General features: G+C 59.5%; 15 protein-coding genes. 7 read left to right on the plus strand and 8 right to left on the minus strand.

The window, feature by feature from the left end:
* Positions 1-2: 2 nt before the first annotated feature.
* The 4 genes from lepB to lptF all read right to left on the minus strand — a co-directional run bounded on the left by lepB (position 3) and on the right by lptF (position 5,006).
* Positions 3-857 carry a signal peptidase I gene (lepB, locus tag KVG95_RS02745; protein WP_217854415.1) on the minus strand — a complete coding sequence of 285 codons (855 nt, stop codon included), beginning with the start codon at positions 855-857 and terminating at the stop codon, positions 3-5.
* 5 nt (positions 858-862) lie between these two features.
* Positions 863-2,662, minus strand: coding sequence for a translation elongation factor 4 (lepA, locus tag KVG95_RS02750; RefSeq protein WP_052966249.1), 1,800 nt, complete (start codon positions 2,660-2,662; stop codon positions 863-865).
* 171 nt (positions 2,663-2,833) lie between these two features.
* A complete protein-coding gene (lptG, locus tag KVG95_RS02755; protein ID WP_217854416.1) occupies positions 2,834-3,895 on the minus strand; it encodes an LPS export ABC transporter permease LptG in 1,062 nt (353 codons plus the stop codon).
* Complete coding sequence (lptF, locus tag KVG95_RS02760; RefSeq protein WP_217854417.1) at positions 3,888-5,006, minus strand: LPS export ABC transporter permease LptF; 1,119 nt, start codon at positions 5,004-5,006, stop codon at positions 3,888-3,890. The genes lptG and lptF overlap by 8 nt, the downstream gene beginning before the upstream one ends.
* A 295-nt stretch (positions 5,007-5,301) precedes the next feature.
* On the opposite strand from lptF, the gene KVG95_RS02765 reads away from it, so the two are divergent.
* From KVG95_RS02765 to rlmF, 5 genes are all read left to right on the plus strand, one after another.
* Positions 5,302-6,792 carry a leucyl aminopeptidase gene (locus tag KVG95_RS02765; RefSeq protein WP_217854418.1) on the plus strand — a complete coding sequence of 497 codons (1,491 nt, stop codon included), beginning with the start codon at positions 5,302-5,304 and terminating at the stop codon, positions 6,790-6,792.
* A 58-nt stretch (positions 6,793-6,850) separates the two neighbouring features.
* Positions 6,851-7,279 (plus strand): DNA polymerase III subunit chi, encoded by a 429-nt coding sequence (locus tag KVG95_RS02770; protein WP_008072051.1) that lies wholly within the window; start codon positions 6,851-6,853, stop codon positions 7,277-7,279.
* 8 nt (positions 7,280-7,287) lie between these two features.
* Positions 7,288-7,677, plus strand: a complete 390-nt coding sequence (locus KVG95_RS02775; RefSeq protein ID WP_217854419.1) for a DNA polymerase III subunit chi — start codon at positions 7,288-7,290, stop codon at positions 7,675-7,677.
* A 210-nt stretch (positions 7,678-7,887) separates the two neighbouring features.
* Positions 7,888-10,734, plus strand: a complete 2,847-nt coding sequence (locus KVG95_RS02780) for a valine--tRNA ligase (protein WP_217854420.1) — start codon at positions 7,888-7,890, stop codon at positions 10,732-10,734.
* A 276-nt stretch (positions 10,735-11,010) separates the two neighbouring features.
* Positions 11,011-12,033 carry a 23S rRNA (adenine(1618)-N(6))-methyltransferase RlmF gene (rlmF, locus tag KVG95_RS02785; RefSeq protein WP_007905515.1) on the plus strand — a complete coding sequence of 341 codons (1,023 nt, stop codon included), beginning with the start codon at positions 11,011-11,013 and terminating at the stop codon, positions 12,031-12,033.
* 199 nt (positions 12,034-12,232) lie between these two features.
* On the opposite strand, the gene KVG95_RS02790 is transcribed toward rlmF, so the two are convergent.
* Entirely contained in the window at positions 12,233-12,514 is a 282-nt protein-coding gene (locus KVG95_RS02790; protein ID WP_007905514.1) for an HU family DNA-binding protein, read from the minus strand.
* A gap of 396 nt (positions 12,515-12,910) precedes the next feature.
* On the opposite strand from KVG95_RS02790, the gene yejK reads away from it, so the two are divergent.
* Both yejK and KVG95_RS02800 read left to right on the plus strand, forming a co-directional pair.
* Positions 12,911-13,915: a nucleoid-associated protein YejK gene (yejK, locus tag KVG95_RS02795; RefSeq protein ID WP_050681775.1), complete on the plus strand. Its 1,005-nt coding sequence runs from the start codon at positions 12,911-12,913 to the stop codon at positions 13,913-13,915.
* Positions 13,915-14,265 (plus strand): glutaredoxin family protein, encoded by a 351-nt coding sequence (locus KVG95_RS02800; RefSeq protein WP_217854421.1) that lies wholly within the window; start codon positions 13,915-13,917, stop codon positions 14,263-14,265. The genes yejK and KVG95_RS02800 overlap by 1 nt, the downstream gene beginning before the upstream one ends.
* 147 nt (positions 14,266-14,412) lie before the next feature.
* On the opposite strand, the gene KVG95_RS02805 is transcribed toward KVG95_RS02800, so the two are convergent.
* The 3 genes from KVG95_RS02805 to KVG95_RS02815 all read right to left on the minus strand — a co-directional run bounded on the left by KVG95_RS02805 (position 14,413) and on the right by KVG95_RS02815 (position 16,267).
* Positions 14,413-15,348 (minus strand): glutathione S-transferase family protein, encoded by a 936-nt coding sequence (locus KVG95_RS02805; RefSeq protein ID WP_217854422.1) that lies wholly within the window; start codon positions 15,346-15,348, stop codon positions 14,413-14,415.
* An 88-nt stretch (positions 15,349-15,436) separates the two neighbouring features.
* Complete coding sequence (locus KVG95_RS02810) at positions 15,437-15,757, minus strand: GIY-YIG nuclease family protein (RefSeq protein ID WP_038981663.1); 321 nt, start codon at positions 15,755-15,757, stop codon at positions 15,437-15,439.
* Between the two features lie 39 nt (positions 15,758-15,796).
* Positions 15,797-16,267 carry a nuclear transport factor 2 family protein gene (locus tag KVG95_RS02815; RefSeq protein WP_052966258.1) on the minus strand — a complete coding sequence of 157 codons (471 nt, stop codon included), beginning with the start codon at positions 16,265-16,267 and terminating at the stop codon, positions 15,797-15,799.
* Between the last annotated feature and the right edge of the window lie 65 nt (positions 16,268-16,332).

Below are 16,332 nucleotides of genomic sequence, written 5' to 3' on the forward strand. Positions count from 1 at the left end.
GATTACTTGATCAGGCCAACCCGCGAGAAATTCGGCAGGTGACTGAGTTTGGGTTCCGGCCAGCTCATCCAGACTGCGAAGGCCTTGCCGACAATATTCTTGTCGGGAACCATGCCCAGCAGATCCTTGGGAATACTCGGATCATCCCAGTAGCGACTGTCGTTGGAGTTGTCGCGGTTGTCGCCCATCATGAAGTAGTGCCCGGCAGGCACGGTCCACGAACGATCCGGCGCTGCGCGGTAGCGGCTCATTTCCTTGCGGATAAGGTGCTCGGCGATGCCGAGTTTTTCCTTGTAGAGTTCGGCGCTGCCCAACGTGCCCGGCTCGGAGCCGACCAGTTGTTCGGCAACCGACTCACCGTTGACGAACAGACGCTTGTCCGCGGTGTAGCGAATCTGGTCACCCGGCAGGCCCACCACACGCTTGATGTAATTGACGTTCGGATCGCTCGGGTAGCGGAACACCATCACATCGCCGCGCTGCGGATCACCGACTTCGATGACTTTCTTGTCGATCACCGGCAGGCGGATCCCGTAAGAAAATTTGTTCACCAGAATGAAGTCGCCGACGTCCAGGGTCGGTTTCATCGAGCCGGAAGGAATCTGGAACGGTTCCACCAGGAACGAACGCAGCACCAGCACGATGAACAACACCGGGAAGAACGACTTGCCGTATTCGACCAGCAGCGGCTCTTTGTTCAGTTTCTCGACCACCACCATGTCAGCCTGGCTGACGCTACCCTGGTAAGAGTTAATGGCAGCCCGGCGCCGTGGCGCCAGGAACAGCAGATCGAGCAACGCCAACAGGCCGCAGACGAACACGGCGATGACCAGCAACAGCGGGAAATTTAGTGACATAGGACCTAACTATCCAACCTGAGCACTGCAAGGAAGGCTTCTTGTGGAATCTCCACGTTACCGACCTGCTTCATGCGTTTTTTACCGGCCTTCTGCTTTTCCAACAGCTTGCGCTTACGGCTGACGTCGCCACCGTAGCATTTGGCCAATACGTTCTTTCTGAGTGCCTTGACGGAAGTCCGCGCAATGATCTGCCCGCCGATGGCGGCCTGGATCGCGACGTCGAACATCTGGCGCGGAATCAGTTCTTTCATCTTCTCGGTCAACTGGCGACCTTTGTAGTGCGCATTGTCGCGGTGCACGATCAGCGCCAGGGCGTCGACCTTGTCACCGTTAATCAGCACATCCAGTTTCACCAGATTAGCTGATTGATAACGGTCGAAATGGTAATCCAGCGAAGCATAGCCACGGCTGGTGGATTTCAGACGATCGAAGAAGTCCAGAACCACTTCGTTCATCGGCAAATCGTAGGTCACCTGGACCTGAGTGCCGAGGAACAGCATGTCGTGCTGCACGCCACGCTTTTCGATACACAGGGTAATGACGTTACCCAGGTGCTCTTGCGGCACAAGGATATTGGCCCGCACGATCGGTTCACGCATGTCTTCGATCGACGACAGGTCCGGGAGCTTCGACGGGTTATCGACGTAAATCGTTTCGCCGGTTTTCAGCAACAGCTCGAAAATTACCGTCGGCGCCGTGGTAATCAGGTCCAGGTCGTACTCGCGCTCCAGGCGCTCCTGGATGATTTCCATGTGCAGCATGCCGAGGAACCCGCAACGGAAGCCGAAGCCCAGGGCGTCGGAGCTTTCCGGGGTGTACTGCAGGGAGGAGTCGTTGAGCGTGAGCTTTTGCAGCGCTTCACGGAAATCTTCGAAGTCGTCGGAGCTGACCGGGAACAGACCGGCGTACACCTGCGGCTGAATGCGTTTGAAGCCTGGCAGCACGTCAACGTCTGGCGTGGAGCTCAAGGTCAGGGTGTCACCGACCGGTGCACCGTGAATGTCCTTGATACCGGCAATGATGAAGCCCACTTCGCCGGCCTTCAGGTCAACGGTGGCGGTGTGTTTCGGGTTGAAGACACCGACGCTGTCCACCAGGTGGATCTTGCCGGTGGATTTAACGAGAATCTTGTCGCCCTTCTTCACACGACCGTGACGCACGCGTACCAGGGACACAACGCCCAGGTAGTTGTCGAACCAGGAGTCGATGATCAACGCTTGCAGCGGATCTTCGTAGTTGCCGGTCGGCGCAGGAATCGTGGTTACCAGACGCTCGAGCACTTCGTCGACGCCCAGGCCAGTCTTGGCAGAGCACTCGACCGCATCGGTGGCATCGATGCCGATGATTTTTTCGATTTCTTCTTTGACGCGGTCCGGATCGGCCTGTGGCAGGTCGATCTTGTTCAGGACTGGCATGACTTCCAGGCCCTGCTCGATCGCCGTATAGCAGTTGGCAACCGACTGCGCCTCAACGCCCTGACCGGCATCGACCACCAGCAATGCACCTTCACAGGCCGCCAGCGACCGGCTGACTTCGTAGGTGAAGTCAACGTGGCCCGGGGTGTCAATGAAGTTCAGCTGGTACTTGATGCCATCGCGAGCGGTGTAATAAAGGGTGACGCTATGGGCCTTGATGGTGATCCCGCGTTCACGCTCCAGGTCCATGGAGTCCAGTACCTGGGCTTCCATTTCACGCTCGGCAAGGCCGCCGCACATCTGGATGAAGCGATCGGCCAGCGTCGACTTGCCATGGTCAATGTGGGCGATGATGGAGAAATTGCGGATATGACTCAAATCACTCACGGATCAACACTCAAAAAGGCTGCAGGCATAGCCCGCCGAAAAATAGCCGGGAATTGTACCTGATCCACGGCGCAAGCGTCACGTTCGCAGGTCAGACGGCGCGTACAAAAACGCCCCGGTCTTGCGACAGGGGCGTTTTGAGTGACAAGCAATGTCGGGAATAACCCGCGATCAACCGGCCCGGCGCAACAACCAGACCCCGGCCAGGGCACAGACACCGGCCGGTACCAGCACCGCAAACAGCGGCGAGAAACCGAATACCAGGCTCGAAGGCCCCAACAAATCCTGGACGATACGGAAGGTGAAGCCCACCAGCACACCGGTAAACACCCGCTGACCGAGGGTCACCGAACGCAGCGGGCCGAAGATGAAGGAAATCGCCATCAGCACCAATGCGGCGGTCACCAGCGGCTGCAACACCTTGACCCAAAATGCCAGCCAGTACCGACCGTTGCTCAGGCCCTGGTCAGCCAGGTAGTGGATGTAACTCCACAGACCGGTGATCGACAGTGATTCAGGCGCCATCACCACGGTGCTCAGCAGTTGCGGGCTCAGGGCTACTTCCCAACGCTCCACCGGGGTCGTCACCACTTCGGTGTTCTTTTCATGGAACAACGTGGTCGTGACATCGCTCAGTTGCCAGTGATCCGTGTCGAATTCCGCGCGCTTGGCGAAGCTCGAAGACAGCATGTGGCGTTGATCGTCGAAGCGATAACGGGTCACGCCATACAGCAGACCGTTGGGTTGCACAGAGTTGACGTGAATGAACTCGTCACCCTGACGGTGCCATAGACCGTGCTTGGCGCTTTGCGCGTCGCCACTGCCTTGGGCCAGCGAGCGGTTGGCCTGAGCGGTGACTTCCGTGGCCGGCGCGACGTATTCGCCAATCACCAACCCCACCACCATCAAAAGCAGCATCGGCTTCATGACAGCCCAGACGATCCGCCCCAACGACACGCCCGCAGCGCGCATGATGGTCAGTTCGCTGTGGCTGGCCAGGCTGCCGAGGCCGATCAGGCAACCGATCAGCGCCGCCATCGGCAACATGTCGTACAGACGGCGTGGAGCGGTCAGCAGCACGTAGCTCAGGACATCCATCAGCGTGTAGGTATCGCTGACCTCACTCATTTCATCGATGAAGGCAAACAGCGTTGCCAGACCGAGGATGATCCCCAGCACTGCCAGGATCGCGACGAACACGCTGCTACCGATGTAGCGATCGAGCTTATCCACGGGCCACCTCCAGCGCACTGCGGCGACTCGCCATCTTCAAGCGCAACGGCTCCCAATACAGCAAGCCAAGGCCAATGGCCAGGAAGATCGCATGCACCCACCACAAGCCCAATGCCGCCGGGATCTTGCCCTTTTCGAGGGCGCCGCGAGCGGCAATCAGGATGGTCAGGTAAGCCATATAAAGAAGAATCGCCGGCAGCAGCTTGAGGAAACGGCCCTGACGCGGGTTGACCCGCGACAGCGGCACCGCCATCAGGGTCACGATGAAGACCAGCAACGGCAGAGACAGACGCCATTGCAGTTCGGTGCGCGAGCGGATGTCATCGCTGCCCAACAGGGAGCGGGTGGTCATCGCGTCACGATCGGTGACTTCGTCACTGACGTCCGGCTTAGGCAGCAATACGCCGTACTCGTCGTACTTGATGGCACGGTAGTCGGCCTGCCCCGGATTACCGTCGTAGCGGTAGCCGTTGTCGAGAATCAGATAGCGGTTACCGTCGGGGCGAATTTCCTGGCGCCCTTTCTCGGCCACCAACACGGAAATTCCACGATCCTTCTTATCGGAATTGATGTTCTTCTGCGAAATGAATACGCCGCCGAGGTTGATGCGGTCATCCGACAGCGTTTCGGTATAGGTCACCCGAGTACCGTCGCGCAAGGCCTGGAAGCGGCCTGGCTCAAGGGTATCGAATTCAGTCAGTGCGTCCTGTTTGTTCAGCAGCAACTGGAACTGGTTGGCACCCTGTGGCGCCAGGCTCAGGCTCAACCATGCCACCACCAGAGCAACCAGCGTGGCCGGAAACAGGGTGATGCGAAACAGTCGCTGCTGGCTCATGCCAGTGGCGGACAGCACGGTCATTTCGCTGTCGAGGTACAGACGACCGTAGGCCAGCAGGATGCCGAGAAACAGCCCCAAAGGCAGAATCAACTGCAGGAAACCCGGCAGACGGAAACCCATGATCAGGAACAGCGAACCCGGATCCAGAAGGCCAGAGGCCGCTTGGGCGAGGTACTTGATGAAGCGTCCGCTCATGATGATGACCAGCAGCACGGCGCTGACGGCGCTCAAGGTCAACAGGACTTCGCGGGATAGATAACGGAAGACAATCAAACCAGACACTCCAGGGTTGTCAGGCTAAGCGGCCAAACAAACAAACGTATCGGTCGGCCCGCAGAGCAGAGCCGCCGAAAAAGATGGCGCATTATCCTGTGATTGGGTGCGCCTGTCACTGCGCACGCTCAAGCAGACACCTGAACCACCGAAGTTCGCACGACCGAGGGTTGTCAGGCGCCGGTAGCGAGGTTCAAACTGCGGCCTTTGTCGCTGGCACTGCACCTGCGTCTTTCTACTTATAAGCAAGACTCTGCGCGTCGCGCACTTTGACCATTAATTCAGGGACCCAGACATGGAACTGGTTGTAAAAAGCGTTAGCCCGGAAACGTTGAAGACCGCCACGCTGGTGGTCGCCGTCGGCGAGGGCCGCAAACTCGGCGCCGTTGCCAAACAACTCGACGAGCTGAGCGGTGGCACCATCAGTGCCGTGCTCAAGCGCGGCGACCTGGCCGGCAAAGTCGGCCAGAGCCTGTTGCTGCACAGCCTGCCTAACCTCAAGGCCGAGCGCGTGTTGCTGGTGGGCGTGGGCAAGGATGAAGAGCTGGGCGATCGCCCGTTCCGCAAAATCATCGCCGGTATCCTCAACACCCTTAAAGGCCTGGGCGGCAGCGATGCAGTGCTGGCCCTGGACGAAGTCGTGGTCAAAGGCCGCGACAGCTATGGCAAGACTCGTCTGTTGGCCGAAACCCTGGTGGATGGCGAGTACACCTTCGACCAGTTCAAGAGCCAGAAAGCCGACCCGCTCTCCTTGAAGAAAGTCACCTTGGTGACCATCAAGGCAGCACAGGCTGAAGTCGAACGCGCCGTGGCCCACGCCACTGCGATCGCCAATGGCATGGCCTTCACCCGCAATCTGGGCAACCTGCCGCCAAACATCTGCCACCCGACATTCCTGGGCGAACAAGCCAAGAACCTGGGCAAAGAATTCAAGAGCCTGAAAGTCGAAGTCCTCGATGAGAAGAAGATCAAGGACCTGGGCATGGGCTCTTTCTACGCCGTTGGCCAAGGCAGCGCCCAGCCGCCGCGCTTGATCGTCATGCAATACAACGGCGGCAAGAAATCCGAGAAGCCGTACGCACTGGTCGGCAAAGGCATCACCTTCGACACCGGCGGCATCAGCCTCAAGCCGGGCGCCGGCATGGATGAAATGAAGTACGACATGGGCGGCGCCGCCAGCGTGTTCGGTACCCTGCGTGCCGTGCTTGAGCTGAAACTGCCGATCAACCTGGTGTGCATCCTGGCCTGCGCCGAGAACATGCCGAGCGGCAACGCTTCGCGCCCGGGCGACATCGTCACCACCATGAGCGGCCAGACCGTGGAAATCCTCAACACCGATGCCGAAGGCCGCCTGGTGCTGTGCGATGCTCTGACCTACTCCGAACGCTTCAAGCCGCAAGCGGTGATCGACATCGCCACCCTGACCGGCGCGTGTGTCGTCGCACTGGGTTCTCACACCTCGGGCCTGCTGGGCAACAACGACGAGCTGATCGGTCAACTGCTGAGCGCCGGCCAATCCGCCGACGACCGCGCCTGGCAACTGCCGCTGTTCGATGAATATCAAGAGCAGCTGGACAGCCCGTTCGCCGACATCGCCAACATTGGCGGCCCGAAAGCCGGCACCATCACCGCTGCCTGCTTCCTGTCGCGTTTCACCAAGAACCTGAACTGGGCGCACCTGGACATCGCCGGCACGGCCTGGACCAGCGGCGGTAAGGACAAGGGCGCCACTGGCCGCCCGGTTCCCCTGCTGACCCAATACCTGCTGGACCGCGCCAAAGCCTGAAACCGATGACCCTGAGGGCGTCACTTTCCAGTGACGCCCTCAGGGCTCAGGAACCGCAATGACCAAAGTCGACTTCTATATCCTGCCCAGCGCCGATCCTTCTGCACGGCTGGATTTCGCCTGCAAGCTCACCGAAAAAGCCTGGCGCATGGGCCACCGCATTTACCTGCACTGCAGCGATGCCGCCCAGCGTGATGACCTCGACGCGCGCTTGTGGGCCTTCAAGGGCGAAAGCTTCGTGCCCCACGGTCCCGCCGAAAGCGAGCCGGAGGGTTTGATTGTCCTGGGCCTTGGCGATGACTGCGGTCAGCATCAGGATCTGCTGGTCAATCTGGACCTGAAAGTCCCGGTATTTGCCAAACAGTTCGCCCGCGTGGCGGAAGTGGTGGTGGAAGATCCGACGATTCGTTCGGCTGCGCGGGAGAGTTTCCGTTTCTACCGCGAACAGGGCTATCCTCTGCAAGATCACCGTTTACAGCGACTCTGAGCATTCCGATGGACACTCCAAAACCGCAGCAAAATTCCGCGCATCTGCTGGATGACCTCGAGTCGATCCGCCAACTGCTCGGTGATGACAACCTGCAACCGCCCTTGCTGACCGACACGGTCATTGAAGGTGATCAGGAACAGATCCCCATGCTGTTCGACACGGTCGGCAATGCGCCGCAGCCGGTCGAAGCGACACCGCCACCCGCCCCAGCCGCGCAACCGTCGCCTGCCGCCAGCAAAGGCCCCGACGCCCTGCTGCACCTGGACAGCGAACTGCGTGCCGCCGCGCTATTGATCATGCAAGACGTGATCGACGACTTCGCCCCGCACATCGAAACCGAAATCAAACGCCGTCTTGATGCGCGGATGGAACGGTTGCTCAGCCAGTACGAATAACCCCCCCCTGTGGGAGCGAGCCTGCTCGCGATAGCATCACCTCGGTTTCCTGATAGACCGCGGCGCCTGCATCGCGAGCAGGCTCGCTCCCACATTTCATCTGAGCTGTAATTGATCAAGCGCCCTGTCTGCACCCGCTCGCCCTACGCCCCATGCCTCGCTATACTTGCCGGCTTTTCCTGAATAAATGCCAATAGGGTCCCGCCGCGCATGGATAAGACCTACCAGCCGCACGCCATTGAAACTTCCTGGTACAACACTTGGGAGTCTGAGAATTACTTCGCCCCGCAAGGCGCGGGCGAGTCCTACACCATCATGATCCCGCCGCCGAACGTCACCGGCAGCCTGCACATGGGTCACGGCTTCAACAACGCGATCATGGACGCCCTGATCCGTTTCCGCCGCATGCAGGGTCGCAACACCCTGTGGCAGCCGGGTACCGACCACGCCGGTATCGCCACGCAAATGCTGGTGGAGCGCCAACTCGAAGCCCAAGGCCAGAATCGCCACGATCTGGGCCGCGAAAAATTCCTCGAGAAAGTCTGGGAATGGAAGGATCAGTCCGGCGGCAACATCAGCCGTCAGATCCGCCGCCTCGGCTCGTCCGTGGACTGGAGCCGTGAGCGCTTCACCATGGACGACGGCCTCTCGGAAGCGGTTAAAGAAGCGTTCGTGCGCCTGCACGAAGACGGTCTGATCTACCGCGGCAAGCGTCTGGTCAACTGGGACACCAAGCTGCACACGGCGATTTCCGACCTCGAAGTGGAAAACCACGACGAGAAAGGTTTCCTGTGGAACCTGAAGTACCCGCTGGCCGACGGCGCCAAAACTGCTGAAGGCAACGACTACCTGATCGTCGCGACCACTCGCCCGGAAACCATGCTCGGCGATGCCGCCGTGGCGGTTAACCCGAACGACGAACGCTACAAAGCCCTGATCGGCAATTTTGTCGAGCTGCCGCTGGTTGGCCGCCGCATCCCGATCATCGCCGACGATTACTGCGATCCTGAATTCGGCACCGGTTGCGTGAAAATCACCCCGGCCCACGATTTCAACGACTACGAAGTCGGCAAGCGCCACAACCTGCCGCTGCTGAACATCTTCGACAAAAACGCCCACGTGCTGCCGGCTTGTCAGGTGTTCAACCTCGACGGCACGCTTAACGAAAGCATCGACGGCAAGATCCCGGCCGAATACGCCGGCCTCGATCGCTTCGAAGCGCGCAAGCAGATCGTGGCAGCGTTCGAAGCCGCCGGCCTGCTGGTCAGCGTCGACGATCACGCCCTGAAAGTGCCGAAAGGCGACCGCTCCGGGACCATCATCGAGCCGTGGCTGACCGACCAGTGGTACGTCTCCACCAAGCCATTGGCCGAGCCCGCCATCGCTGCGGTTGAAGACGGCCGCATTCAGTTCGTGCCAAAACAGTACGAAAACATGTACTTCTCATGGATGCGCGACATCCAGGACTGGTGCATCAGCCGTCAGCTGTGGTGGGGCCACCGGATTCCGGCCTGGTACGACGAGTCGGGCAAGGTCTATGTCGGTCGCGACGAAGCCGAAGTGCGTGCCAAGCACAACCTCGGCCCGGACGTTGCGCTGCAACAGGACAACGACGTTCTGGATACCTGGTTCAGTTCCGGCCTGTGGACTTTCTCCACGCTCGGCTGGCCGGAGCAGACCGAGTTCCTGAAGAAATTCCACTCCACCGACGTGCTGGTGACCGGTTTTGACATCATTTTCTTCTGGGTTGCCCGGATGATCATGCTCACCATGCACCTGGTGAAAAACGAAGACGGCACGCCGCAGGTTCCGTTCAAGACCGTTTATGTGCACGGTCTGGTACGTGATGGCCAGGGCCAGAAGATGTCCAAGTCCAAGGGCAACGTCCTGGACCCGCTGGACATCATCGACGGCATCGAGCTGGAAGAACTGGTGCAGAAACGCACCTCCGGCATGATGCAGCCGAAACTGGCGAAGAAGATCGAGAAGCAGACCCGCGACGAGTTCGCTGACGGCATCGCCAGCTATGGCACCGACGCCCTGCGCTTCACGTTCTGCTCGCTGGCATCGACCGGTCGCGACATCAAGTTCGACATGGGCCGCGTCGAAGGCTATCGCAACTTCTGCAACAAAATCTGGAACGCTGCGCGCTACGTGCTGGACAAGGGCGAAGACTGCGGTCAGAACGGCGAAGCGTATGAGTTGTCCCTGGCAGATCGCTGGATCATTTCGCAGCTTCAACGCACCGAAGCCGAAGTGACTCGTCAGCTCGATCAGTTCCGTTTCGACCTGGCCGCACAAGCCTTGTACGAGTTCATCTGGAACCAGTATTGCGACTGGTACCTGGAACTGTCCAAGCCTGTGCTGTGGGATGAAAATGCACCGGTTGAACGTCAGCGCGGCACCCGTCGCACGCTGGTTCGAGTGCTGGAAGTCGCGTTGCGCCTGGCGCACCCGTTCATGCCGTTCATCACCGAAGAAATCTGGCAGCGCGTCGCGCCGCTGGCCGGTATCGAAGGCAAGACGATCATGCTGCAACCTTGGCCAGTGGCCAACGAAGCACGCATCGATCAAGGCGCCGAAGACGACATCGAATGGCTCAAGGGCCTGATGCTCGGCACGCGCAACATCCGTGGCGAAATGAACATCGGTCCGGGCAAGCCGCTGAACCTGTTCCTGAAAAACGTCAGCGCCGAAGATCAGCGCCGTCTCACCGAAAACGAAGCGCTGCTGAAGAAGCTGGCGCGTCTGGAATCGATCACCGTTCTGAAGGCCGGCGAAGAAGCACCGCTGTCCGCCACCGCACTGGTCGGCGAGATGGAAGTGCTGGTGCCAATGGCTGGCCTGATCGACAAGGACGCCGAACTGGCTCGTCTGGACAAGGAAATCCAGCGTCTGCAGGGCGAAGTTCAGCGTGTCGGCGGCAAGCTGTCCAACGCCGGTTTCGTTGATAAGGCCCCGGCCGAAGTCATCGAGAAGGAACGCGCCAAACTGGCTGAAGCTGAACAGGCTTTGGGCAAGCTGGCCGAGCAACATGCGCGGATTGCCAGCCTGTAACGGCAAGATGCAATGAAAAAGGGAGGCCCGCAGCGGCCTCCCTTTTTTATGCCCGCCCCCTTCCCCCAAACACCGCAAATCCCCCTGTGGGAGCGGGCTTGCTCGCGAAGGCGATAAGTCAGTCAGCATCAATGTTGAATGAATGACCGCTTTCGCGAGCAAGCCCGCTCCCACATTTGATCAGTGTGCCCAGCACGATGGGCGATCGACACCACTCCCACACTGGATGTGGGACAATACCCGCCACTTTTAGCCATACCCGAATCGACAACGCCCATGAACGCCCCCCGCACACCAAGACCTGCGCGCAAGAAGCCTGACTCAGCTACCCCGGCCAAAGCCGTGGAACCCCGCGAGAAGGCCAGCCTGCATCCGCGCAATCGCCATCAGGGTCGTTACGACTTCCCGGCGCTGATCAAAACCACGCCGGAACTGGCGAAGTTCGTGATCATCAATCCGTATGGCAAGGAAAGCATCGACTTCGCCAGCCCGGACGCGGTTCGGGTGTTCAACCGGGCCCTGCTCAAGTCGTTCTACGGCATCGCCCATTGGGACATCCCGGCCGATTACCTGTGCCCACCGGTGCCAGGTCGTGCTGACTACGTGCACTTCCTGGCTGACCTGCTGGCCAGCGTCAATGACGGCGAGATCCCTCGCGGTGCGCCGGTCAAGGTCCTCGATATCGGCATGGGCGCCAACTGCGTCTATCCGTTGATCGGCTACAGCGACTACCGCTGGCACTTCCTCGGCTCGGAAATCGACCCGACGGCCGTGGCCGCCGCTAAAGCCATCGTGCAGTCCAACGGGCTGAACAAAGCCATCCAGCTGCGCCAGCAAAGCAATCCCAAGCACATTCTGCTGGGCCTGCTCGAACCCGGCGAACGCTTTGACCTGACTATGTGCAACCCGCCGTTCCACGCCTCGATGGACGAGGCAACCAAGGGCAGCGAGCGTAAATGGCGCGCACTGGGCCGCGCCGACCCAAAACGCAAACTGCCGGTGCTGAACTTTGGCGGTCAATCGGCCGAACTGTGGTGTGAAGGTGGCGAAGCACGGTTTGTGACGCAACTGATCGCCGAGAGCGCGCACTTTCAACACAAAGTGCTTTGGTTCAGCACCCTGGTCTCGAAAGCCTCGAACCTGCCTGCGATCCAGACAGCGCTGAAAAAGGCCGGTGTGTTGGAAAGCCAGGTCGTGGAAATGTCGCAAGGGCAGAAGCAAAGCCGCTTCGTCGCCTGGACGTTCCAGACTAAATCCGAACAGCAGGTCTGGCGCGAACGTTGGGCGCGTAAAAGCTGATTAACTGACCGACGTAGATCAACGGTGGGAGCGGGCTTGCTCGCGAAGGCGGTGTGTCAGTCGAATTCAATGGTGACTGACACTCCGCCTTCGCGAGCAAGCCCGCTCCCACATTGGTCATACGGTGTTTGCGGGTAAATCACAGACACAAAAAAACCGTGCCCGGATTGCTCCGGCGCACGGTTTTTTTTAACAAGTCTTACTTGTTAACAGCGTCGGTCAGGCCTTTGGCCACAACCAGCTTGATAACTTTCTTGGCAGCGATTTCGATGGCTGCGCCAGTCGAAGGGTTGCGGCCGGTACGGGCAGGACGCTCAGTCACTTTCAGCTTGCCGATACCTGGCAGGGTGATTTCGCCGCCGTTTTCCAGCTGATCAGCAACGATTTGGCCCAGTTGGTCCAGAGCGTTACGCGCGGTGGTTTTTGGCGCGTCGATAGCTTCAGCGATGTCGGCGATCAGTTGGTCTTTAGTAAGAGCCATGTAATGTTCCTTCCCTATCAAATTCATATGGATTGCAGAGTGCAGTGTCAGCCATCGAGCCCGATCTTCTGGATCTGGCACCCTCGGCCATAACCACGACGAGTCGGGGTTATAGATACCGAAATCAGGGTTTGGTTCGACCTGACAAATGCTGAATGCACGCTTAACGCAGTGACTTCGCGTAAGACCGGGCAAAACTAGCACAGAGACGGGGAAATATCCGCCTCTAGCTACCCATTTGGTCAGCTTTATTGCTCTAAATCGGCAAAAAACTGCATAAGGGCCGGTGGACAGCTGCAAATTGCCCTTGGCACCACGCCAAAACCAGTGGTTGCGGTACACTGAGCGCTTTTTCGGGGGAGCACGCCCTCCTCTCTTCAATCAGCCGAGAAGCCCATGCCGATCCGTCATTGCATCGTCCACCTGATCGACAAAAAACCCGACGGCACACCCGCAGTTCTTCATGCCCGCGATTCCGAACTGGCCGAGTCCAGCGCCATCGAGTACATGCTTGCCGACCTCAACGAGAGCTACAACGCCAAACAAGGCAAGGCCTGGGGTTTCTTCCATGCCGAGTCCGGGGCGCATCCGTTCAGCGGCTGGCTGAAGGAATACCTCGACGGCGGCAAGGACTTCACAGCCTTCAGCCGGGTGGCGGTGGAACATCTGCAAAAGCTGATGGAAGAGTCGAACCTCTCTGTGGGCGGCCACGTGCTGTTTGCTCATTACCAGCAGGGCATGACCGATTACCTCGCCATCGCCCTGCTGCACCACAGCGAAGGCGTGGCAGTGACCGATCAGCTGGACGTGACGCCTTCGCGACACCTGGACCTTGGCCAGTTGCACCTGGCAGCGCGGATCAACGTCTCCGAGTGGCAGAACAACAAACAGTCCAAGCAGTACATTTCGTTCATCAAAGGCAAGAACGGCAAAAAAGTTTCGGAGTATTTCCGCGACTTCATCGGCTGCCAGGAAGGCGTCGACGGCCCCGGCGAAACCCGCACCCTGCTCAAGGCTTTCAGTGACTTCGTCGAAAGCGAAGACCTGCCGGAAGAGTCCGCACGCGAGAAGACCAAGACCCTGGTGGATTACGCCAGCAGCCAGGCAAAAATGGGCGAGCCCATGGGTCTGGCAGAACTGTCCGAACTGATCGACGAAGAGCGCCCGAAAGCTTTCTACGATCACATCCGCAACAAGGACTACGGCCTGTCGCCCGAGATCCCTGCGGATAAGCGCACCCTGAACCAGTTCCGCCGCTTCACCGGCCGCGCCGAGGGCTTGTCCATCAGCTTCGAAGCGCACCTGCTGGGCTCGAAGATCGAATACGACGAAGAAGCCGGTACGCTGATCATCAAGGGCCTGCCGACCCAATTGACCGACCAGCTCAAGCGACGCAACTGATGCTCGGCGGCGTATTGAAGAAATGCCTGCTGATCTTGCTGGTGGTCGTGGTTTACCAGAACTGGGGCAAGATCGAGCGGGTGTTTCACCCCTCGCAGGTGGTGTCCGAGCGGACCCAGGCCAAGGCCAATGTCGTGCTCTACGCCACCGATTGGTGCGGCTACTGCAAGCTGACCCGACGCTTTCTCGACCAGAAGGGCATTCCGTACAAGGAGTTCGATATCGAGAAAGATGCCCTGGCGCGTAAAGCCTATGAGGCGCTGGGCGGACGCGGAATTCCGCTGATCGATGTCAACGGGACGTTGATACGCGGGTATGACCCGGACAAGGTTCTTGCGGCGCTGAAATAGCTCTTCAGACCGACGCCGTCCCTTGTGGGAGCTGGCTTGTCGGATCGCCGCACCGCTGCGATAGCGGAGTGTCAGGCAACATCAATATTGCTGGGCTGACCTCATCGCAAGCAAGCCAGCTCCCACAAGTTAGTGCATGGCCAGCGCCTAATGCGCTTCGATGCGAAACCCGAATCGCGGGAAGTGCACATGCACAACGCCGGCCCGCTCGTCTTCTCGACGCAAAATCAATTCTTCGCTACCCGCAAACAACAACTCACCCGTCACCGGATCAACGCCGTAATCGGTCGCAGCGATCACCACTTGCTGGCCAACCTCGAACCCGTTTGGCTCCTCAAACTGCTCATCCGGCAACGCAGCCGGTGTGGCATTGCGGGCTATCTCCAGCGCTTCCTCAGCCGTCATCTCGCTGAACGCGCCATGACCAAAGCCCATCACACGACCAAACCACGCCAAAACAGCCGGATAAGCATCCACCAACGGTGACGTCACGTGCGTCGCTTTGAGGAACCACAGTGAGTGGGCCAGGGCAAAGTCGGCAATCGACGGCTCGCCGAACAGGAAGTCACCCTGTTCGCGCTGAAGCTGCTGCTCCAGACGCGCCATGATCGTTGGCCACTGGTGCCGAGCCTGCTCGGCGGACAACCGAGTAGCGCTGCCACCGCTGAACAAGCCGGCGCGATCGGCCAGGAACCCCTTGATCGCTTCCGGCGACAACTTGCCAAAGCGCACCGCCACCGACGCCGGCTGGAACACCAGGCTGACCGCATGCTGGAACACCACCGAATCGACCCACGCCGCGAAGGTTGCGGTGATCATTTCCTGGCCTTCCGGGAAGAACGCCGGCAAGGCTTTTTCCTGCTCCAGACGACGAGCCATCAGCGCGGTGTCGCAATAGATATCCGCGCCAATCTGCAATACCGGCGTCTTGCGGTAGCCGCCGGTCAGGGCTGTCAGATCGGGTTTTGGCATCACCGGCGAGATGTTCACCGAGCGCCAGGACAGCCCCTTGAAGCCCAGCAGCAAGCGGGCCTTTTCGGCAAAAGGGGACGTCGGGTAGTGATGAAGAATCAACTCGGACATGCTCGGCTCCGCCGCTCGGATAAGGAGCCAGCAGCTTAGCGCGCAATCCGCACGCGGCCTACCCATCTGCCTGATGAGCGCTTATCAGTCAGATTGATAAACCCGCAGCCGCGCTCGCCACCAGACATTCCTTGGCGCTTTTCTTGAGTTTTTTGATCAATCGTTCCTGGCGCAGTGCTTCGCTTTTATCGCGGCAGATTTCGGTGTAGACCAATGCCACGGCCGGGCTCGACAGGAAGAAGCGCGCGCCTTTGCCACTTTGGTGGGTGGCGAAACGGCGGACGGGGTCGTCGCTGATCCCGCAGTAGAGCGAACCATTGGCCGCGCGAACGAGGTAGACGAACCAGGGCTTGCTGACAGGCAGCGGCGGTTCGGCGGCAATGACGGAAGATTCGCTCGAGGTGTTCACGTGACGATCAAGGCTTGTAGGAAACAAGCCGCGATCTTATCAGCGACTGGCCTGAAATGCCTTCAGCCCCTTCAAGGCCTGAGCGCGCACGGCGTTTTTCACCACCGGCGTCCAGCCCAACAACAGCCCTTTGAAACCCAGCGCCTGACGCGACCAGTGCCACAGATCAAAGCTGTCGTGATGCTCGCAGATCTTGCCGTCGCGAAACACGAAACGCGCCTGGATATCGTTGACCACGGTATTGCCGGTCTGGCTGAACAGGTACGTCGCCACCCAATGGGCACCGCCGGTGCGCTCATCACTGCGCACGTTATCGAAGGTCAGGGAGAAGTCCTTGGCGCGGGTGGTGAGCATGCGCCACATGTCGCCGGCATCGCGCCCGCGCAGTTCGCCGAACGCCGGATCACTGAACACCACGTCGTCGGTGTAGCAGGCACTCATGGCCTCGGCATCGAGCCGCTGGAAGGCTTGGTAGAACCGGGTGATCAAGGCGTTGTGGGCATCACTCATGGACAGGTTCCCTCTGGATGTGCAAATAGATGCACAAAGTGGCGTCGAAAGATTGCCTGCACGAT

Origin of the sequence: Pseudomonas farris, assembly GCF_019145235.1 — a bacterium.
GTDB lineage: Bacteria > Pseudomonadota > Gammaproteobacteria > Pseudomonadales > Pseudomonadaceae > Aquipseudomonas > Aquipseudomonas farris.